13 protein-coding genes and 3 tRNA genes are annotated in these 20,996 nt (G+C 71.8%); 9 read left to right on the top strand and 7 right to left on the bottom strand.

Going from position 1 to position 20,996, the window contains the following annotated elements; all coding sequences use genetic code 11:
* Positions 1 to 67 precede the first annotated feature (67 nt).
* Entirely contained in the window at positions 68 to 1,084 is a 1,017-nt protein-coding gene (locus IE226_RS11815) for an AAA family ATPase (protein ID WP_190081080.1), read from the top strand.
* Complete coding sequence (locus IE226_RS11810) at positions 1,074 to 5,468, top strand: SAV_2336 N-terminal domain-related protein (RefSeq protein ID WP_268251281.1); 4,395 nt, start codon at positions 1,074 to 1,076, stop codon at positions 5,466 to 5,468. The genes IE226_RS11815 and IE226_RS11810 overlap by 11 nt, the downstream gene beginning before the upstream one ends.
* Positions 5,469 to 5,804: 336 nt before the next feature.
* Here the strand turns inward: IE226_RS11810 and IE226_RS11805 are convergent, their stop codons facing one another.
* Positions 5,805 to 7,118 carry an MFS transporter gene (locus IE226_RS11805; protein WP_190081422.1) on the bottom strand — a complete coding sequence of 438 codons (1,314 nt, stop codon included), beginning with the start codon at positions 7,116 to 7,118 and terminating at the stop codon, positions 5,805 to 5,807.
* A 208-nt stretch (positions 7,119 to 7,326) separates the two neighbouring features.
* On the opposite strand from IE226_RS11805, the gene IE226_RS11800 reads away from it, so the two are divergent.
* Together IE226_RS11800 and IE226_RS11795 are read left to right on the top strand one after the other, a co-directional pair.
* The gene (locus IE226_RS11800) at positions 7,327 to 8,364 is read left to right on the top strand and encodes a rod shape-determining protein (protein ID WP_190081078.1); all 1,038 of its coding nucleotides are present in this window, start codon (positions 7,327 to 7,329) and stop codon (positions 8,362 to 8,364) included.
* Between the two features lie 264 nt (positions 8,365 to 8,628).
* Positions 8,629 to 10,227 carry a GAF domain-containing protein gene (locus IE226_RS11795; protein WP_190081077.1) on the top strand — a complete coding sequence of 533 codons (1,599 nt, stop codon included), beginning with the start codon at positions 8,629 to 8,631 and terminating at the stop codon, positions 10,225 to 10,227.
* A gap of 35 nt (positions 10,228 to 10,262) precedes the next feature.
* Here IE226_RS11795 and IE226_RS11790 read toward each other — a convergent pair whose 3' ends face one another.
* Positions 10,263 to 10,496: a hypothetical protein gene (locus tag IE226_RS11790; RefSeq protein WP_190081076.1), complete on the bottom strand. Its 234-nt coding sequence runs from the start codon at positions 10,494 to 10,496 to the stop codon at positions 10,263 to 10,265.
* A gap of 241 nt (positions 10,497 to 10,737) precedes the next feature.
* Between IE226_RS11790 and IE226_RS11785 the strand changes: the two genes are divergently transcribed.
* Positions 10,738 to 11,139, top strand: a complete 402-nt coding sequence (locus IE226_RS11785) for a nitroreductase family deazaflavin-dependent oxidoreductase (protein WP_190081075.1) — start codon at positions 10,738 to 10,740, stop codon at positions 11,137 to 11,139.
* A gap of 163 nt (positions 11,140 to 11,302) precedes the next feature.
* On the opposite strand, the gene IE226_RS11780 is transcribed toward IE226_RS11785, so the two are convergent.
* The 3 genes from IE226_RS11780 to IE226_RS11770 form a co-directional block, all read right to left on the bottom strand.
* Positions 11,303 to 11,376: transfer RNA gene (locus tag IE226_RS11780), tRNA-Ile, on the bottom strand.
* Positions 11,377 to 11,551: 175 nt separating this feature from the next.
* A tRNA-Asn gene (locus IE226_RS11775) sits at positions 11,552 to 11,624 on the bottom strand.
* Positions 11,625 to 11,629: 5 nt separating this feature from the next.
* Positions 11,630 to 11,702 (bottom strand) — tRNA-Asn (locus tag IE226_RS11770).
* A 180-nt stretch (positions 11,703 to 11,882) separates the two neighbouring features.
* Between IE226_RS11770 and IE226_RS11765 the strand changes: the two genes are divergently transcribed.
* The 4 genes from IE226_RS11765 to IE226_RS11750 all read left to right on the top strand — a co-directional run bounded on the left by IE226_RS11765 (position 11,883) and on the right by IE226_RS11750 (position 17,530).
* Complete coding sequence (locus IE226_RS11765; protein WP_190081074.1) at positions 11,883 to 12,185, top strand: YtxH domain-containing protein; 303 nt, start codon at positions 11,883 to 11,885, stop codon at positions 12,183 to 12,185.
* A 62-nt stretch (positions 12,186 to 12,247) separates the two neighbouring features.
* A complete protein-coding gene (locus IE226_RS11760) occupies positions 12,248 to 13,669 on the top strand; it encodes a xylulokinase (RefSeq protein ID WP_190081073.1) in 1,422 nt (473 codons plus the stop codon).
* Between the two features lie 205 nt (positions 13,670 to 13,874).
* Positions 13,875 to 15,608 carry an ABC transporter ATP-binding protein gene (locus IE226_RS11755; protein WP_190081072.1) on the top strand — a complete coding sequence of 578 codons (1,734 nt, stop codon included), beginning with the start codon at positions 13,875 to 13,877 and terminating at the stop codon, positions 15,606 to 15,608.
* Positions 15,608 to 17,530 carry an ABC transporter ATP-binding protein gene (locus tag IE226_RS11750; protein WP_190081071.1) on the top strand — a complete coding sequence of 641 codons (1,923 nt, stop codon included), beginning with the start codon at positions 15,608 to 15,610 and terminating at the stop codon, positions 17,528 to 17,530. Before IE226_RS11755 ends, IE226_RS11750 begins: the two co-directional genes overlap by 1 nt.
* Positions 17,531 to 17,544: 14 nt before the next feature.
* Here the strand turns inward: IE226_RS11750 and IE226_RS11745 are convergent, their stop codons facing one another.
* A complete protein-coding gene (locus IE226_RS11745) occupies positions 17,545 to 18,867 on the bottom strand; it encodes an RNA polymerase sigma factor (RefSeq protein ID WP_190081070.1) in 1,323 nt (440 codons plus the stop codon).
* A gap of 174 nt (positions 18,868 to 19,041) precedes the next feature.
* Positions 19,042 to 20,946 carry a DNA primase gene (dnaG, locus tag IE226_RS11740; RefSeq protein ID WP_190081069.1) on the bottom strand — a complete coding sequence of 635 codons (1,905 nt, stop codon included), beginning with the start codon at positions 20,944 to 20,946 and terminating at the stop codon, positions 19,042 to 19,044.
* Between the last annotated feature and the right edge of the window lie 50 nt (positions 20,947 to 20,996).

The following is a 20,996-nucleotide window of genomic DNA, read 5'->3' as shown; positions in this document are numbered from 1 at the left end:
ACCGACGCACGAGACCGACGTACGAATGACGCATGTGACCGACGTACGAATACGGAGAACCCCGATCATGTCCCTGTGGCCCGTCTACACCGGCACGAACGAGCCCCACGACGGGATCTCCGAGCTGCCTCCGCCCCCGCCGTGGCGCGCCTTCGACGGCGGTCCGGTCCTGGATACGCCGGCGGACGACGGCTCGGCGACCTCTCCGGACCGCGTACACCGGGCGCACACGTACCGGGCCACGGAGACCTGCGTGCAGCTGGTCAACGCCGCGCTGTACCTGCGGCGGCCGCTCCTGGTGACGGGCCCGCCGGGCAGCGGCAAGTCGAGCCTCGCGTACGCGGTGGCACGGGAGTTGGGGCTCGGTCCTGTGCTGCGCTGGAACATCACGAGCCGCAGCACCCTGCACGACGGCCTCTACCAGTACGACCCGCTCTCCCGTCTCTACGCGGCGGGCCGCGCCCCCAGTTCACGGACGCCGCGGGACGGCGCGGGCGTCGAGGACCACCTGCGCCTTGGCCCGCTGGGCACGGCGCTCCTCCCCTACGCCCGCCCCCGGGCACTCCTCATCGACGAGATCGACAAGAGCGACCTGGACCTGCCCAACGATCTCCTGAACATCCTTGAGGAGGGGCAGTACGAGATCCCCGAGCTGGTACGGATCGCCAAGCACACCCCGAAGGCGGATCTCCTGACCGACGGCTCGGACGAGCCGGTGACGGTCGAGCGGGGCCGCGTGCGGTGCCGCGCCTTCCCCTTCGTCGTCCTGACCAGCAACGGCGAGCGCGAGTTCCCGCCCGCGTTCCTGCGCCGCTGTGTCACGCTGCGTCTTCGCCAGCCGCGCGACGAACACCTGGAGGAGATCGTCCGCGCCCACCTCGGCGAGCCCGACGCCTACGCCCGCACCCTCATCACCCGCTTCCTGGAACGGGGCACCGCCGGCGAACTCGCCACCGACCAACTCCTGAACGCGATCTACCTGACAGGCGCGGCAGGCATCGACGCGACCTCGCGCGACGAACTGGCCCGCCAACTGATGCCGTACCTGACGCAGTCGCCGGACACGGACCCCAATGCCGTCTGACCCCTCCCCGCCCGCGACCGCGCCCCGCCCCCACAGCCCCGTCGCGCGCCTCGCTGATCTGCTTGCGGAGGTGGCGGGTGGGGCGCGGGCCACTTCTGTCGAGCTGGCCGAGCTGTTGTGGCTTGCGGGACAGGCGGGTGGGGGTGCTGGGGCGGCGCAGGAGACTGCCGGGGTCGTAGAGCCGTCGGCGCCTGCGCCGGAGACTGAGCAGGCGGCACCACCGCGCCCGGCGCCTGCCGACCTCAGTCCCGCCCCCGCCCCTGCCCCTCCCCCGGACGACGACCGGGTCCCGCTGCGGCTGCCTGTTCCGGTCGCGGCGCCGAATTCCGCCCCGTCGGCTGCGGTCGGGCATATCCAGCCCGTCCGCGTTCCCGTCCCCCCGATGGTGACCCACCCCCTCACACTCCAGCGCGCCCTGCGCCCCCTCAAGCGCCGCGTCCCCTCACCGGTGGGACAGGTCATCGACGAGGAGGCCACCGCACACCGCATCGCCCGCCTCGGTGGCCGCCCGCAGGGCTGGCTGCCGGTGCTGCGCCCCGCCGAGGAACGCTGGCTGCGGCTGTGCCTGGTGTACGACGCGGGCCCCACCATGCCGATCTGGCGCCCCTTGGTCCACGAACTCCACACGGCGCTCGCCCAGTCCGGCATCTTCCGCACGGTCGAGCTGCACCGTGCGGAGCCGGACGGCACGGTCCCGCCCCGGGCCGCCCACGCCCCCGCGGCGGGCCGCACGGTCACCCTCGTGATCAGCGACTGCATGGGCCCGCAGTGGCGTACGGGCACGGCCGGCAACCGCTGGTACCGCACCTTGCGCCGCTGGGCGAGCCAGATGCCGACGGCCGTGATTCAGCCACTCCCGGAACGCCTCTGGCGTACCACGGCTCTGCCCACGACTCCGGGGACTCTCCGCGCCCCGCACCCGGCGGCACCGTCCGCCGCTCTCGCCTTCACGCCGTACGCCGCCGACGCGCCGCAGCCCGCCGGAGCCTTGCCGGTGCCGGTTCTCGAACCCGCGGGGCCGTGGCTGTCGCACTGGGCGGCGCTGGTGGCGGACGCGGGCGGGGCGCAGTTGCCGGGCGCGGTGGGGTGGCTGGGCGCGGCGCCCGCGGACGCCGAAGGGGGCGGCGAGACGGACAGTGAGGCGGACGGCGGGGCGGATGGTTGGACGGACGGCGGCGCGGGCGGCGAGGACGTCACGCGGCTCTCCGCCGAGGACCTCGTGCTCCGCTTCCGCTCCACGGCCTCCCCGGAAGCCTTCCGCCTCGCTGGCCATCTGGCGGTGGGCGAGCCGCGATTGCCGGTGATGCGGCTCGTCCAGGCGGCCGTAGAGGAGCGTCCGCGTCCGCAGCATCTGGCGGAGGTGATCCTGAGCGGGATACTGACCGCGGGCGACGGCGCCGGGTCGTACGTATTCCGGGACGGGGTGCGGGAGTTGCTGCTCAGGTCGCTGCCGCGTACCGCGCGGGGGCGTACGAGGGAGCTGCTTGCCAGGGTGGGCGGCCTGATCGACGAGCGGGCGGGGACGGCCCCCGGGGAGCTGCGGGCGGTGGCCTCCTCGGGCGGGGGCGCCGGGCAGGAGCCCTCGGTCGGCGGGGGTGCCGGACAAGGTCCCCCGCTGGGCGAGCCGTTCGCGACGGTGACTCCGGAGAGCGTGCGGCAGCTGGGCGTGGGACGGACCGCGGGACAGGCCGCGGGACAGGACGCGGAGCTCCTCGGCGACCGGTACCGGATGATGCAGCAGATCGGGCAGAGCGGCAGAGTCTGGCTCGCGGAGGATCTGCGCCGCGACGGAAAGCCCGTGGTCGTGCAGCGCTATCCGCAGGCGCCGCAGTGGCTCCGCCTCGACTTCACCCGGGCGGCGCGGCAGTTGTCGCGGTTCCGGCACCCGCAGGTGGCCGCCGTGCACGACTACGCCAACGGTGAAGTCCCGTACGTGACCATGGACTTCATCGACGGCCACAGCCTCCGGGATCTCCTCACGGACCACCCGGACGGCCTGCCCGCCCACCGGCTCGTGGAACTGCTCCCGCCCCTCGCGGGCGCGGTCTCCGCCCTGCACACCGTGGGCCTGGCCCACGGCGCCCTCTCGGCCTCCTACGTGCGCCTCTCCACCCGGGGCCCGGTACTGTGCGGCTTCGCCCTCGTCCCCCACAACGAGGAGACCCGCGCCGCCGACCTCCGCTCGCTCGGCCGCCTGCTGCGCGAGATGTACGGCACCGGTGAAATGGCCGCCGGACCGAACCAAGTAGCCGCGGAAGCGGATCAGGCAGCCACCGGACCGGAGCAAGTAGCCGCAGACCCGGAACAGACAGCCGCCGGACCCGATCAGGCAAAGGCACTCACAACACCCCCGCGCGCCACGCTCCGCAGCACACTGACTTCCGCCGCCCGCGAGCTCGACTCGACCGACCCGGAGCTCCAGCGGCAAGGTCTCAACCGGCTCACGCGGCTTGCCGCGCCCTCGTCGAGCGAGCGCGCCTACTCCCTCTTCGGCCCTCTCCGCGCCACACGGAACGGCCGCCCCCTCGCCACCGGCACGCCCCGCGAACAGGCCATGCTCTGCATGCTGCTGCTCAGGCGCGGCCGTGCCGTGACCCACGAGGAGCTGATCGAGGGCATGTGGGGCCCCGGCGCACCCCCACACGCGCGCCGCGTCCTCGGCACCTACGCGTCGCGGCTGCGCAACGCCCTGGGCCCGGATTCCGTGCTGACCGAGGGGGACGCGTACGTCCTGCCCCTGCCGACGGGCCCCGACGTCGTCGACCTGTTCCACTGCCAGCGGCTCGCCGCGGACGCCCGGCACGCCCGGTTCGCGGGCGAATTCACCCGCGCCCGCGAGCTGGTCACCGCCGCTCTCGACCTATGGCGCGGCACCCCCCTGGACGGAGTCCCCGGCCCGGCGGCCCACGCGACCCGCGCCGACATCAGCCGCCTGCGGCAGTCCCTGCTCCACACGCGACTTGAGCTGAACCGGGAGCTCGGCGCCACCGAGCAGGAGCAGACCGAACTGGCCGAGCTGCTTAGGGAGTTCCCCCACACCGAGGACGAGGTGCTCACCCCGTACGAGGAACTCCCCAGCGACCAGCTGGACGACATCGGCGTCAGCCGTGAGCTGCCGGACGACCAGCCCGCGCAGCCGGGTACGACCCTCACCTTCGAGTACCTGACCCGCCCCGCCGGCGCCCGGTCAAAGGCCCTGCACGAGCTGGGCCGGGTGATCTCCCACCTGCTCATCGCGGGCGGCATCGGCCCCGACCACTTCGAGCTGCGACCCCGCGCGGGCGGCTGGGACGCGGCCGTCGCCCCGGAGGTCCACGTCCTGCACGCGCTGACGGCGACGATCGGACAACTCCCCGCCGCGCTGGCGGAGTTGCCGGGCGCGGGCCTCGGGGTGACCGTCACCCACGAGCCGGACCCCACGGTCTCCGCCCCCGCCTTCCCCGCCGAGCTGCGCCACCTCTTCGACCGCCCCGGCAGCCGGGCCACCGTGATCGTCTCGAACGACCTGCACGACCGGCTCAGCCGATCGGGCCGCACGGGAGACGCCCGGTTCGAGCCGGTCCCGCGGTCCGACGACTGGTACTGCGAGATCACGGCGCCCGTACCCACCCGCCCCGCGACCACGACCGTCTCCGCCGCTTCCACCACCTCCGCCGTCTCGGGCGCCCTCGGCACGCTGCTCGCCGGCCGCAGCGCCGTGATCCTCGGTTTCGACGGGCCGGTCGTACGGCTCCACACCGACTCGCAGGCACGCGCCGGCGTCCTGGACCTGATGGGCCCCATCACCGAGGACCGTGCCGTCGAGGACGCCCTGGACGGCAGGCCGCCCCTGGCCGGAGCACTGGACGGAGCCCTTGACGGCTACGAGGGAAGGGTGCACCCGACGGACCTCCTGCGCGCCCATGGGGACCAGGACCACCCGTCGGCCCGTGAACTGCGCGCCCGCCTCCAGCGCATCGAGCGGCAGAGCCTCACGAACGCCCGGCCAACCCCGCACCTGCCCCGGCTGCTGAGCACGTTCATGACCGGGGGCCTGGCCGTCGCGGTCGCCGGGGACTGCGACTCCGACGTCATGGCGGAACTGCTCGCCCGGCGGGGTCTCACCGACGCGGTGCCCGGCGGAACGCACGGCCGCCGCGCGGACTCTCCCCTGCTGCCGGACCCCGACTGCCTGCGCCGCGCGCTCCTCGCCCTGGAATCCGACGCCGAGCGCTGCGTGATGGTCGGCTCGTCCGCGGCGGAGTTGCTCGCGGCGCGGCGGCTCGGACTGCCGTTCATCGGCTACCGGCGGGACGAGAGGTCGTACAGCAGGCTCCGGGCCGAGGGCTGCGACCTGACCCTTGACTCGCTCACCCCGCTGATCGACGCGGTCCGCGCCATTTGACGACACCGAGCCCGCCGACACCCACGGACCACGGAACACCCACGGACCCACGCGACACCCACGCGGACCCACGCGACACCCACGGAACCCACGGGACACTCAGGGGCGACCCACGGGGACACTCACGGAACCCACGGCACACCCACGCGACCCACGCACGGGACCCCCAAGCCCCTCGGGCCCCCTCGTACGACCCACGCACGGGACCCCCAAGCCCTCCGAGCCCCCTCGTACGACCCACGCACGGGACCCCCAAGCCTCCCGAGCCCCCTCGTACGACCCACGCACGGGACCCCCAAGCCCCCGAGCCCACCAAGCCCCCCAGCACCCCCCCCCTCACGCCCCCGGCACCCGCGAGTCGTACCGCGCGAACCCCCGCCACCGCAGTGCGAGCAGCCCCACCGCGACCACGCAGGCGACGCCGCCGCCCACCACGGCCACCCCCGGCGAGCTCAGGTCCCCCACCGACCCCGCGATGAAGTCCCCGAGGCGTGGCCCGCCCGCCACCACCACGATGAAGACCCCCTGCAACCGCCCCCGCATCTCGTCCGGCACGGCCGCCTGGAGCATCGTGCTCCGGAACACCATCGAGACGGTGTCCGCACACCCCGCGAGCGCGAGGAAGAACAGCCCCAGCCAGAGGTTCCGCGTCAGGCCGAAGACGGCGATCGCCGTGCCCCAACCGGCCACCGCGCACAGGATCGCGAGCCCGTGCCGCCGGACCCGCCCCAGCCACCCGGAGAACACCGCGCCGAGCAGCGCTCCCACCGCGGGCGCGGCCACCAGCAGGCCTGCCGTCTTCGCGTCGCCCGCGAACCACACCACCGCGACGGCGGGAAACAGGGCCCGCGGATGCGCGAGCACCATCGCGCACATGTCCGTGAAGAAGGTCATCCGCAGGTTCGGCCGCGTGGCCAGGAACCGCAGCCCGTCCATGACCGAGGCCCGCTTCCTGCGACCCCCCGTCGCCGAGCCCGCCGAGCCCTCGGGCCGCATCGCCGGGAGCCGCCACATCGCGTACAGCGACGCGCTGAAGGCGACCGCGTCGACCGTGTACGCCGCCTGGTAGCCCCACAGGCCGACGATGAGTCCGCCCAGCATGGGGCCGAGCATCGTGCCCGACGTCGTCGTGATCGAGGAGAGCGCGTTGGCGGCGGGCAACTGCTCCGGCGGCAGGAGGCGCGGAATCATCGACGAGCGCGCCGGCGAGTTCAGCGCCCCGCAGACCGCCTGCGACGCGACCACGGAGTACAGGAACCACACGTGGTGGAAGCCCGCGAAGGCGCCCGCCGCGAGGGCGACCGAGAGTCCGCACGAGCCGAGCGACGAGTAGAGGCCGAGCTTCCGCCGGTCCACCGTGTCGGCGATCGCGCCCCCGTACAGGCCGAACACCACGAGCGGGACGAGCGAGAAGAGCCCCACGAGGCCGACCGAGAAGCTGGAGTGCGTGATGTCGTACACCTGGAGCGAGACCGCGAGGGCGGTCATCGCCTGGCCCATCCAGGAGATGGTGTTGCCGATCCAGAGACGGCGGTAGTCGACGGACGTACGCAAAGGCGTCAGATCGGCGAGTATCCGCCTTTTCGTGACGGGCTCCCGGGGCTCAACTGGTACCGGGGACAGCGGGGGGCGGTCGGCGGCTTCGGGTATGCGGGGGCCGTCGGCTTCGTCTTCTTCAGGGGGCGTATGCGTCACACGGGATGCTAACTGCGCCGCCCGCGACGCAATCAAGATCACCCGTGCGGCGGCACCCCGCCCGGCTCAGCCCGACGCGCGCGCCGCCCGCGGCCACCGCACGATGCGAGATGGGACCGTCGTCCGGCGGTCCGTACGGTCTGCGCTCTCGGGAGGATCTGCCATGACCGTCAGTCTGGAGCAGTTGCGCCGCTGCCACATCGCCGTCGACATGGGTGCCGCGAGGACCCGGGTGTTCGTGAAGGGCGCGGGGCTCGTCGTCGACGAACCGAGCGCCGCCGCCGTGAACACACGGACGGGCGCGCTCATCGCGGTCGGCCGGTTCGCCGAGCAGATGACGGGACGTACGCCGGGCTACATCCGGGTCGTACGGCCGGTCTCCGGCGGCACCGTCGTCGACATCGAGATGGCCCAGCGCATGCTGCGGCACCTCATCGGCGAGAAGCTGCGCCGCAACCTGCGCCGCAAGCCGCGGCTGCGCGCCGCCGCCTGCACGCCGCACGACGCGGACCCGCTGGCGCGCCGGGCCGCCGTGGAGACGATGGTCGGGCTCGGGGCGCGCAGGGTCGAGCTCGTCGACACGCTCATCGCGGCCGCGGTCGGCTGCGGGCTGCCCGTGGAGCAGCCGGAAGCAACGATGATCCTGGTGTGCGGGGCCGCGACGACGCAGGTCGCGGTGTTGTCGCTCGGATCGATCGTGACCGCCCAGCGGATCCCGGTCGGCGGGGAGGCCATCGACGAGGCGATCGTGCAGCACCTGCGCCACCACCACGAACTGATGCTGCCCAGCCAGTCGGTACGTCCCCTTCAGCTCGCCCTGCGCGGCAACGGCCTGACGCCCGAGGGTCCCGAGTCGACGGAGATCCACGGCCGCGACGTCGCCACAGGGCTCGCCCGCTCGGTGCACGTCGACACCGCCGCCGTACGGGAAGCGATCCACACCCCGCTGACCGCCGTGCTCGACGGCATCGGCAAGGTGCTGCGGGACTGCCCGCCGGACCTGGTGGCCGACCTGGCCGATCGCGGGATCATGGTGGTCGGCGGCAGCGCGCTGCTGCCGGGGCTCGACCAGATGCTGCGGGACGCGACGGGGATGCCCGTGGAGATCGCCGAGCGGCCCGACGTGTGCGCCGTGATGGGGCTCGGTGCGATGCTGGAGGGCAAGATCCAGCCGCTGGCCCTCAACCCGCTCTCCGGCTGACCGCGGAGCCCTCCCCCGCCGGCCTCGGCGCCCCGCGGAAGTGTGCCCGTATGCCGATGACCGTGTGGCTGGCCGGCTCCGCGCCGATCCTGCTCACCTCCGCCGGATCCGGGCTCACGGCGGGCGACGCTCTGGACGAAAAGCGATGAAGGTTCCTGCTTCTGGAGGGGGCGTGGAGGGTGCGTGGAGGGTGGTCTCGCTGCTGAGCCCGGTCAAGAAGGCGCGGCGCGGCGGGGCCGCCGGGGGCACGGCGGGCGCCGCGCGATGAGCGGCACCGACCTGCCGCTGCCCCTGGTGCCGCTCCTGGACGCGGTGCTCGGCGTGGGCTCGGACCTCGAACTGCACACCACGTTGCAGCACATCGTGGAGAGCGCGACCGAGCTGACCGGCGCCCGGTACGGCGCGCTCGGCGTCATCGACCCGGCGCACGGCAGGCTGACCGACCTGTTCACGGCGGGCCTGACCGAGGACGAGCGGGAGCGCATCGGCCCTCTCCCCGACGGCCGCTCGGGCCTGCTCGGCGCCCTCATCCGCGAGCCGCGGCCGCTCGTCCTGGACGATCTGACGGCGGACCCGCGCTCGTGCGGCGTACCACCGGGGCACCCGGAGATGCACAGCTTCCTGGGCGTTCCCGTGCACGTCCACGACGAGGCGTTCGGCAATCTCTACCTCACCGAGAAGCGCGGGGGCCGCTTCACCGACGAGGACCTGCAACTGCTCCGCGTCCTGGCGAGCCAGGCGGGCATCGCGATCGGCAACGCCCGGCTGTACGAGGCGGCCAGGCAGCGCGAGCGCTGGATCGACGGGGCCGCCGCGGTCACCACGGCGCTGCTCACCGGCGAACCGGCGGCCGACGCGCTGATGACGGTCGCCGAGAAGGCCCGGATCCTCGCGAACGCCTCCGCGGGGGTGATCCTGCAACCCACCGAGCAGGGCGGCATGCGCATCGTCGCGGCGGCGACGGCGGAGGACACCGACGATCCCCCGAGCACCGCCCCGGCCCCCTCCCCCGCCCTCCAGAACGACCTCATCGGCACCACCATCGAGCCCGGCAGCGCGGTCCTCGAACAACTGCTCGGGGGCGAGCCGGTGTTCATCGAGGACTCCGCGACCGACCCCCGCATGACCACCCACGTACGCACCAACTTCGGGCCCAGCATGATGCTGCCGCTACAGGCCGACGGACGCCTCATCGGCACGCTGGCGCTGCCCCGCCGCAGGGGAGAGCGCGCCTACACCTCCGTGGAGCGTCTCCTCGCCACCCAGTTCGCCTCACAGGCCGCCCTCGCCCTCGTCCTGGCCGACGCCCAGCAGAGCCGGCAGCGCCTGGCGGTGTTCGAGGACCGCGACCGCATCGCCCGCGACCTGCACGACCTCGTCGTCCAACGCCTCTTCGCCACCGGCATGATGCTGGAGTCCACCCGCCGCAGGGACGCCTCGCCGCAGGTCGGCTCCACCCTCGACCAGGCCGTGGACGAGCTGGAGTCCACCATCCAGGAGGTCCGTACGGCGATCTTCGCGCTCCAGCAGCCGCCCGCGGATGCCCCGACCACGTTCCGGGGCAAGGTCCTGCGCGAGACGGCGGGCGCCGCCGCGGTCGTCGGCGTACAGCCATCGGTGCACTTCTCCGGCGCCGTCGACAACCGCGTCACCGACCCGGCGGCGGGCCATCTCCTCGCCGCCCTGCGCCGCGCCCTGGCCGGCGCCTCACGCCGCCCCGACGTGACCCGCATCGAGGTGGCCGTGGACGCGCGGGCGACGCTGCCGGACGGTCGGCCCGGGGTACGCCTGACCGTGTACGACGACGGCACCTCCGACAGCGCGGACCAGGGCACGACGACCACGTGGCAGGCGCCTCTCTGAGCACCGCCCCGCGCGCCCCGGTCCCCGCGCCCCGCTCACGCCGCCTCGTAGTGGTGAGCGTGCCCGCCCCGCCACTTCACCCACCCCGAATCGTCGAGCAGCCCCTCGGCCTCCGGCAGCCCGATCCGGCGCAGGAACTCCACGACATCGGCGTCGGAGTACGCGAGCCCCAGGATCTCTCCCCCGACCGTCACCCTGCGGCCACCCGTGCCGAGCGGCGGGTGCACGGTCACCGGCGTGACGGACGCACGTCCGTCGTGCGCGCTCACCGGCGCTTCCGTGACTGCAGGTACCAGGCTGCGGCGAGGCCGACGACCACCAGGACGATCAATATCTTCATGACGCCCTGGTTCCCCGGATCACGGAGCTGAAGCCCACCGCACGATCACGAAGCTCACTCCGCCGTCGGGCGCGTCGGTTCGGCGCCTGGCAGACGGGAAAGCGCAGGGTGTCCATGACGTGGGCCGGCAGGCGCGAGCCCGCGAAGACAAGAGACGAAGGAGAGAGCAGATGCTGTTCGGCAAGGAGCACGTCCAGCGTTACGTGGAGACCGACGGCGAGGAAGGCCACGACTGGCAGGGCACCACGGTGCTGATTCTCACCACGACCGGCCGCAAGAGCGGCGAACCGCGCAGCACCCCGCTGATCTACCGGCGGCACGGTGACGCGGTGCTCGTGGTGGCCTCGAACGGCGGAGCCGACACCCCGCCGCTCTGGTTCCGCAATCTGGAGGCGAACCCGGAGGTGCAGGTGCAGATCAAGGGCGATCGCTACACCGCCCGTGCACGCACCGCGACGCCGGACGAGAAGCCGGGGATGTGGCGGACCATGGCCGCGACGTGGCCCGCCTACGACGAGTACCAGGAGAAGACCGACCGGTCGATCCCGGTGGTGGTCCTGGAGCGCGTCTGAGGGCCGGGGCCCGAAGCGGCGGGACGCGGTGGCACCCTGCGCCGATCGGCGCGGCCACCGCATGTCCCGCGTTCCTGTGTCCCGCGTGTCGCCGCATGGGGCGGGACGGGGAGGTTTGCACTGTTGACGCAGGTGGAATCGTTCCTGCGCCCCAGCGCTTCGGTGGGGCGGGTGGGACTCGAACCCACGGCCGACGGATTATGAGTCCGCTGCTCTAACCGGCTGAGCTACCGCCCCTAACGGCGCGTCGCGCACATTTGTGCGCGCCGTCTGCCGCAGCATAGCCGCTCATACGATCTCCTGCTTCGGATGGTCGGCATCGCTCGACCATGAGGACCGCACGGCTGCCCACATGGTTCCACCAGGCATGAAAATGGACCCCTGAGGGAATCTCAAGGGTCCATCTCACTTGCTCTCCCGACTGGACTCGAACCAGTAACCTGCCGGTTAACAGCCGGCTGCTCTGCCAATTGAGCTACAGGAGACCGAGCTCCCCCGACTGGACTCGAACCAGTAACCTGCCGGTTAACAGCCGGCTGCTCTGCCAATTGAGCTACAGGGGATCGTCTCGTTTGCATCGAACGCACCTAACCGGGAACTCTCCAGGCGGCGGGCGGTCGCTGCGACACATACATTAGCGCAAGCAGGGGGGTGCTCCGCCAATCGGTATCCCCCACCGCCGACGCAGAGCAGCAGACGGACGAGCAGACGCTCGACGCCGACGTAAGGGAAGGGTGGCAGACATGCGCTACCGGCTCACATTCGTGGCGGGTCTGGCTCTCGGGTACGTGCTCGGTACCCGGGCCGGCCGCGAGCGCTACGAGAAGCTGAAGAAGTCCGCCCGGGAGATCGCGCAGAACCCGGCGGTGCGCAACACCGTCGAGTCCGCGACCCAGCAGGGCCGCGACGTGGCGGGCAAGGCCTTCCACACCGTGTCCGAGAAGGTGGGGGACCGGGTTCCCGACTCCGTGAGCGACCGGGTGCGGTCGCTGCGCGAGCGCGGGCAGGGCAGCGGCGAGGACGACTGGGGCACCAGCAACACCTAGGCGGGACGACGCCCGGGAGCTGAGGTTCGGGACACGTCGCGCGGTGCGGCAGAATTCCTGGCATGGGGATAGTCGCAGGGTTGGACAGTTCGCCCGATTTCACGCGCATCGTGGTCTGTGACGCGGACACGGGTGCCGTACTCAAGCAGGGCTATGCCCCGCATCCGACGGAGAATCCCGACGGCGGGCGCCCCTCGGACGTGGATCCGCAGGCCTGGCTGCTCTCGCTCGGCGAGGCGGCGGGCGGCGGGTTGCTGGAAGGCGTGCAGGCCATCGGCGTCTCCGCACAGCAGAACGCGGTCGTCCCCCTCGACCAGCACGGCAACACCGTGCGGCCGGCGCTCGTCGGCAACGACCGGCGGGCGCAGGTCGCCGCCGCCGACCTGATCGACGGGCTCGGCAGCCGCGAGGCGTGGGCGCAGGCCGTGGGCATCGTCCCGCAGGCGGCCCACCCCGTCACGAAGCTGCGCTGGCTGGCGAAGACCGAGCCGGAGGCCGCGCAGCGCGTCGCCGCCCTCATGCAGGCGCACGACTGGCTGGTGTGGCAGCTGCTCGGGAGGCCCGCGCGGCGCACGACCGACCGCGGCGGCGCCTCCGGGACCGGTTACTGGTCGGCGGCGACGGGTTCGTACCGCCCCGATCTCGTCGAGCTCGCGCTCGGCCACCAGGCGATGCTGCCCGAGGTGATCGGCCCGGCGGAGGCCGCGGGGACGACGCCCGAGGGGCTGCTGATCTCGGCGGGGACCGGCGAGACGATGGCGGCGGCGTTCGGGCTCGGGGTGCAACAGGGTGACGCGGTCGTGTCGTTGGGGGCCTCGGGGTCCGTGATGGCCGTCCACCACGAGGCGCTCGTCGACGCGAGCGGGACGATCACATCCCTCGCGGACGCCACCGGCATGCATCTGCCGGTGGTGCACACGCTGAACGCGGTGCGCGTGCTGCGCGGCGCCGCCGAGATGCTCGGCGTCGCCGACCTCGAAGCGCTCTCCGACCTGGCCGTGAAGTCGACGCCGGGGGCGCACGGGCTCGTCCTTCTGCCGTATCTGGAGGGCGAGAAGACGCCGAATCTGCCGCACGCGGCGGGCACCCTGACCGGCCTGCGGCGTGAGTCGATGCGGCCCGAGCATCTGGCGCGGGCCGCGTTCGAGGGCATGCTGTGCGGGCTCGGCGACGCGCTCGACGTGCTGCGGGGGCGGGGCGTGGAGGTGCGCCGGGTGTTCCTGCTCGGCGCCGCGGCCGAGCTGCCCGCGGTGCAGGCGGCGGCGCCGATGCTGTTCGGCACGCAGGTCGTGGTGCCGCAGCCCGCGGACTACGCGGCGATCGGCGCGGCGCGGCAGGCGGCCTGGGCGCTGAACGGCCGGCTGCCGTACTGGCAGGGAGCGACCGCGCAGGTCTTCGAGCCGGGCGAGGAGCACGCCGTGGGGCAGGCGGTGCGGCAGCAGTACCGAACGGTGCGGGAACAGACGCATCCCGGGGCGCTCTAGAGCGCCCCGCAGGGGCGCGAGGAACTGCGCGACAAGCCACGACGCACCCGCAGGCGACCAACCGGGCGGGACGCATCCGGGTTCTTGACCCAGACAACTCTTTTACCGGGTAATGGCTTAAACGGTTGCGCACGCCGGGGTGCGGTACCGGAGTATGGGGGGCGACCTCGCCAAGAACCCCGCCCACGCCTCTCGAAGAGACTCCGTGCTCATACGACTCCTTCGGGCCCATCTGGGCCCGTACAAAAAGCCCATCGTCCTGCTGGTGCTGCTGCAATTCCTGCAGACCTGCGCCTCGCTGTACCTGCCCACGCTCAACGCCGACATCATCGACGAGGGTGTGGTGAAGGGCGACACCGGCTACATCCTCTCGTTCGGCGGCTTCATGATCGCCGTCACCGTCGCCCAGGTGATCTGCAACGTCGGCGCCGTGTACTACGGCGCCCGCACCGCCTCCGCCCTCGGCCGCGACGTCCGGGCAGCGGTCTTCGACCGCGTCCAGTCGTTCTCCGCCCGCGAGTTGGGGCACTTCGGCGCGCCGTCCCTGATCACCCGGACCACGAACGACGTCCAGCAGGTGCAGATGCTGGTCCTGATGTCGTTCACGCTGATGGTGTCGGCGCCGATCATGTGCGTCGGCGGCATCGTCATGGCCCTCGGCCTCGACGTGCCGCTCTCGGGCATCCTGGTCGCCGTCGTGCCCGTCCTCGCGGTCTCCGTGAGCCTCATCGTGAAGCGGCTCCGGCCGCTCTTCCGCTCCATGCAGGTGCGCCTGGACACCGTGAACCGCGTGCTGCGCGAGCAGATCACCGGCAACCGCGTCATCCGCGCCTTCGTCCGCGACGAGTACGAGAAGGAACGCTTCCGCGAGGCCAACGCCGAGCTGACCGACGTCTCGCTCGGCACCGGCAAGCTGCTCGCGCTGATGTTCCCGATCGTCATGACGGTCGTGAACCTCTCCTCGATCGCCGTGGTGTGGTTCGGCGCGCACCGCATCGACAGCGGCGGCATGCAGATCGGGGCGCTCACCGCGTTCCTCGCGTATCTGATGCAGATCGTGATGTCCGTGATGATGGCCACCTTCATGTTCATGATGGTGCCGCGCGCCGAGGTCTGCGCCGAGCGCATCGAGGAGGTCCTGGACACCGAGAGCAGCGTGGTGCCCCCGGCCTCCCCCGTGACGGAGCTGCGCAGCCACGGCCACCTGGAGATCCGCGACGCGGGCTTCCGCTATCCCGGTGCCGAGGAACCCGTCCTGAAGGCCGTCCGCCTGGTCGCACGGCCCGGCGAGACGACCGCCGTGATCGGTTCGACCGGCAGCGGCAAGTCGACGCTGCTCAGCCTCGTGCCGCGGCTCATCGACACCACCGAGGGCGAGGTCCTGGTGGGCGGCGTGCCCGTGCACACCATCGAGCCGGCGCTGCTCGCAAGAACGGTGAGCCTGGTGCCGCAGAAGCCGTACCTCTTCGCCGGCACCGTCGCCACCAACCTCCGCTACGGAAACCCGGACGCGACGGACGAGGAGCTCTGGCACGCCCTGGAGGTAGCCCAGGCCAAGGGCTTCGTGGAGAGCCTGGAGGAGGGCCTGAACGCGCCCATCTCGCAGGGCGGCACCAACGTGTCCGGCGGCCAGCGCCAGCGCCTCGCGATCGCGCGGACCCTGGTGCAGCGCCCCGAGATCTACCTCTTCGACGACTCCTTCTCGGCCCTGGACTACGCGACCGACGCCGCCCTGCGCGCCGCGCTCGGCCGCGAGACCGCCGAGGCGACCGTCGTGATCGTCGCCCAGCGCGTGGCGACGATCCGGGACGCCGACCGCATCATCGTCCTCGACGAGGGCCGGGTCGTGGGGTCGGGCAGCCACCGCGAACTCATGGCGGGCAACGAGACCTACCGGGAGATCGTGCTCTCCCAGCTGACGGAAGCGGAGGCCGCGTAATGGCCGGTCCGGGTGGCGGACAGATGATGGGACCGGACTCCCGGTCGATGGACTTCAAGGGGTCCGGCAAACGACTGCTCTCGCAGTTCAGGCCCGAGCGCACCACGATGTACGGGATGCTCGCCGCCGGAGTGCTCAGCGTGGCGCTCAGCGTGCTCGGCCCCAAGATCCTTGGCAGGGCGACCGACCTGCTCTTCGCGGGCATCGTCGGGCGGGACATGCCGGCCGGCATCACCAAGGACCAGGCCATCGAGGGCCTGCGCGACAAGGGCGACGGCGGCATGGCCGACATGCTCACCGGCGTCGACTTCACGCCGGGCGAGGGCATCGACTTCGGCGCCGTCGGCGAGGTCCTGCTGCTCGCCCTCGGCGTGTTCGTGATCGCGGGTCTCCTGATGGCGGTGGCGACACGCCTGTCGAACCGCGCCATCAACAAGACCGTCTTCCACATGCGGGGCGCCGTCCAGGAGAAGCTGTCGCGCCTTCCGCTCTCGTACTTCGACAAGCGGCAGCGCGGCGAGGTGCTCAGCCGGGCGACGAACGACCTCGACAACATCGGCCAGACGCTGCAGCAGACCATGGGCCAGCTGGTGAACTCGCTGCTCACCATCGTCGGCGTACTGATCATGATGTTCTACGTCTCGCCGCTGCTCGCCCTGGTGGCGCTGATCACCGTGCCGCTCTCTTTCTTCGTGGCGACGAAGGTCGGCAAGCGGTCGCAGCCGCAGTTCGTGCAGCAGTGGAAGACCACCGGCAAGCTCAACGCGCACATCGAGGAGATGTACACCGGACACAGCCTGGTGAAGGTCTTCGGCCGCCAGGAGGAGTCGGCGAAGGCGTTCGCCGAGCAGAACGACGCGCTGTACGAGGCCGGGTTCAAGGCGCAGTTCAACAGCGGGGCCATGCAGCCGCTGATGTTCTTCATGTCGAACCTCAACTACGTGCTCGTGGCCGTCGTCGGCGGACTGCGGGTCGCGTCCGGCGCCCTGTCGATCGGTGACGTGCAGGCCTTCATCCAGTATTCGCGGCAGTTCTCGATGCCGCTCACGCAGGTGGCGTCGATGGCCAACCTGGTGCAGTCCGGTGTCGCCTCCGCCGAGCGGATCTTCGAGCTCCTGGACGCGGACGAGCAGGAGGCGGACCCGGAGCCGGGGGTCCGTCCAGACCAGCTGCTCGGCCGGGTCGGGATGGAGCACGTGTCCTTCCGCTACGAGAAGGACAAGCCGCTCATCGAGGACCTGTCCCTGACGGTCGAGCCGGGAAACACGGTGGCGATCGTCGGTCCGACCGGTGCGGGCAAGACGACGCTGGTCAATCTCCTGATGCGGTTCTACGAGGTCACCGGCGGGCGCATCACGCTCGACGGGGTCGACATCGCGAAGATGTCGCGCGACGAACTGCGGTCCGGCATCGGCATGGTGCTCCAGGACACCTGGCTGTTCGGCGGCACGATCGCGGAGAACATCGCGTACGGAGCGGCCAAGGACGTCACGCGCGAGGAGATCGAGGAGGCGGCGCGGGCGGCCCACGCCGACCGCTTCTGCCGCACGCTGCCCGACGGCTACGACACCGTGATCGACGACGAGGGCACGGGGGTGAGCGCGGGCGAGAAGCAGTTGATCACGATCGCGCGGGCGTTCCTCTCCGATCCGGTGATCCTGGTGCTCGACGAGGCGACGAGTTCGGTCGACACCCGCACCGAGGTGCTCATCCAGAAGGCGATGTCGCGGCTCGCCCACGGGCGGACCTCGTTCGTCATCGCCCACCGGCTCTCCACGATCCGGGACGCGGACACCATCCTGGTGATGGAGGACGGTGCGATCGTCGAACAGGGCACGCACGACGAGCTGCTGGCCGCCGGCGGGGCGTACGAGCGGCTCTACAAGGCCCAGTTCGCGGAGGCCGTGGCTGAAGTCGACTAGGGCTGGCGGGGCTGCTAGTCGAGATAGCCCCGCAGCTGGTCCGCGAAGGCGTGGTCCCGCAGCTTGTTGAGGGTCTTGGACTCGATCTGGCGGATGCGTTCGCGTGTCACGCCGAAGATCCGGCCTATCTCCTCCAGGGTGCGGGGCCTGCCGTCGGCGAGGCCGTAGCGCAGCTGTACCACCTTGCGTTCGCGCTCGCCGAGCGTGGAGAGCACCGCCTCCAGGTGTTCGCGCAGGAGCAGGAAGGCCGCCGATTCGACGGGGCTCGTCGCGTCGCCGTCCTCGATGAGGTCGCCGAGCGCGACGTCGTCCTCCTCGCCCACGGGGGCGTGCAGCGACACCGGTTCCTGGGCCAGGCGCAGGACTTCGCTGACGCGCTCGTGCGGCAGGTCGAGCTGGGCGCCGACCTCTTCGGGGGTGGGTTCGTAGCCCCGCTCCTGGAGCATGCGGCGCTGGACGCGGACGACGCGGTTGATCAGCTCGACGACGTGCACGGGGACGCGGATGGTGCGGGCCTGGTCGGCGAGGGCCCGCGACATCGCCTGGCGGATCCACCAGGTGGCGTACGTGGAGAATTTGTAGCCGCGTGCGTAGTCGAACTTCTCGACGGCCCTGATCAGGCCGAGGTTTCCCTCCTGGACAAGGTCGAGCATGGTCAGTCCCCGCCCGACGTACCGCTTGGCGACGGAGACGACCAGGCGGAGGTTGGCCTCGATCAGGCGGCGCTTGGCCATCCGGCCGGCGACCACCAACTTGTCGAGATCCAGGGCGAGTTGTGAGTCCAGGTCGGGGGCGAGACGCAGCTTCTCCTCGGCGAACAGACCGGCCTCGACACCGCGCGCGAGTTCCACTTCCTCCGCGGCCGTGAGCAGCGGGATCCGGCCTATCTCGCGCAGATACTGACGGAACAGGTCGGACGAGGGGCCGCCGCTGTCGGCGCGGCTCCGCGCCACGGGAGGCGGCGGCAGCGCACCGCTGTCGGGTTCCAGTGCCTCCGGGGCGTCCCGCGGGTCGGGGATCGCCTCCGCTTCGGGGCTTTCGGGCCCCGCTTCCGGGTGCCGTGCGGCGCGGCTCTGTGGCGGCACGGCCGCGATGACGTCCGTATCCGCCTCCGCCTCCGCTTCCGCGGCAACGGCGGTCTCGGTCTGGGTGAGGGTCTGGGTCTGCACGGGGGCGACCTCCATGATGATCGCTGCTGAGGCGTGCGGCAGCGGTACAGCGGGATCGGCTTCCACGGCCTCGCCGCTGTCCGTCCCGAACACGATGTGTGGAATCGCGGGTTCACCGGAACCGCATCCGCTGTCTGCGGGCCGGCCGCGCTCCGAGGACTCAGGCACCGCAACCCAGTGTGGGGCACGACACACGGCCGCCACGAGGGGCGTGCGGTGACTTTTTGAGTCCGGTCCGTAACCGTGTGGTTACCCCACGGGTAACCAGAGCGGCGCCTTCCGAACCTCAGGACCCGCCAACCGTGCCGGGCAAAGAGACCGCTCCTGCCCCCGGGCGGAAGCTCAGAGCGCGTCCGCGCCGCGTTCGCGCAGCGCCCTGCCGTACTGCTGGAGGACCCACAACTCGTTCTGCACGGCGGCCAGTTGAGCGGCGTCGCGCTGGGCGCTCAGCCGGGTCAGGCTGCCCTGGACGTCCCGGATGCGGCGGTCCACGGCGCGCAGCCTGACCTGCACGAGCTGCGTGCCCGCATAGATCTCGTCGACCGTCTTGCGCAGGATCGCCTCGACGGCCAGCTCGGTGACCATGGCGCGGACCGTGTCGTCCGGCGCGGCGTCCAGGACGCGGGCGAGGTAGGTCTGCGGCTCGGGGATGCCCGCTTCGGCGCCGCCCGCCTCCTCGATGCACTGGCGCACCGCCGCGTACGGAGGCGCCGTGAACTCGTCCACCCCATACGCGTCGAAGGCCGGGGAGACCAGCTCCGGGCGCTGGAGGGCCAGCTTGAGCAGCTCGCGCTCGGTGCGGTGCGCGGGGCTGCGGAGCGTGAGCGCCGGGCCGGAGGGCGCGGGCGGCGCGGAGGCCTCGTACTGCCGGCCCCGGGGCGGGCCCTGCTGCGGGGCCGGGCCCCTGCCGCCCCGGTCCCGGGCCCAGCGCGCCAGCTGGGCGACGCGCTTGACCACGAACTGGGTGTCCATGATGCCGAGCATCCCGGCGAGCTGTACGGCCACTTCGTGCTGCGCGCCGCTGTTCTTGATGCGGGCCACGACCGGCGCCGCCTCGTCCAGGGCGGCGGCGCGGCCCGCGGGGGTCTCCAGGTCGTACCGTCCGACGATCTGGCGCAGCGCGAACTCGAAGAGCGGCGTGCGGGGTTCGACGAGGTCGGCGACCGCTCCGTCTCCCTTGGCCAGGCGCAGCTCGCAGGGGTCCATGCCCTCGGGCGCGATGGCGATGTACGTCTCGGCGGCGAACTTCTGGTCGTCCTCGAAGGCGCGCAGGGCCGCCTTCTGCCCGGCCGCGTCGCCGTCGAAGGTGAAGATCACCCGCGCCGAGCCGTTGTCCATCAACAGGCGGCGCAGGATCTTGATGTGGTCGCCGCCGAAGGCGGTGCCGCAGGTCGCGATGGCGGTGGTGACGCCGGCCAGGTGGCAGGCCATGACGTCCGTGTAGCCCTCGACGACGACCGCGCGGGAGGTCTTGGCGATCTCCTTCTTGGCCAGGTCGACGCCGTAGAGCACCTGGCCTTTCTTGTAGATCGGCGTTTCGGGGGTGTTGAGGTACTTCGGGCCGTTGTCGTCGTCGCGCAGCTTGCGCGCTCCGAAGCCGACGACCTCGCCGCTGATGTCGCGGATCGGCCACATCAGCCGGCCGCGGAAGCGGTCGATGGGCCCGCGGCGGCCCTCCTGGGAGAGGCCGGAGAGGGTCAGCTCCTTGTCGGTGAACCCCTTGCCGCGCAGGAAGCGGGTGAGGTGGTCCCAGCCCGCGGGGCTGTAGCCGACGCCGAAGTGCGCGGCGGCGGCCTGGTCGAAGCCGCGCTCGGCCAGGAACTTCCGGCCGATCTCGGCCTCGGGGCCCTCCAGCTGGTCCACGTAGAACTGCGCGGCGATCTTGTGGGCCTCGACGAGGCGGATGCGCTCGCCGCGCTGACCGGAGGGGTTGTACCCGCCCTCCTCGTACCGCAGGGTGATGCCCGCCTGGGCGGCGAGGCGCTCGACCGTCTCGGAGAAGGTGAGGTGGTCGATCTTCATCACGAAGGCGATCGTGTCGCCGCCTTCCTGGCAGCCGAAGCAGTGGAAGAGACCCTTGCTGGGGCTGACCTGGAAGGACGGTGACTTCTCGTCGTGGAAAGGGCACAGGCCCTTGAGGTTGCCTCCGCCCGCGTTGCGCAGCTGGAGGTAGTCGGAGACCACGGCGTCGATCGGGACCGCGTCCCGAACCGCCTTCACGTCCTCGTCATTGATCCTGCCTGCCACGTTGGAATACTACGGCCCTGCTCTGACACTCCCGCCCTGCCCCGTCCCCC

Source organism: Streptomyces longisporoflavus (assembly GCF_014649775.1).
Lineage (GTDB): Bacteria > Actinomycetota > Actinomycetes > Streptomycetales > Streptomycetaceae > Streptomyces > Streptomyces longisporoflavus.
Note: the sequence above shows the minus strand (reverse complement) of the source record. Positions and strands in the feature narration are given on the sequence as shown.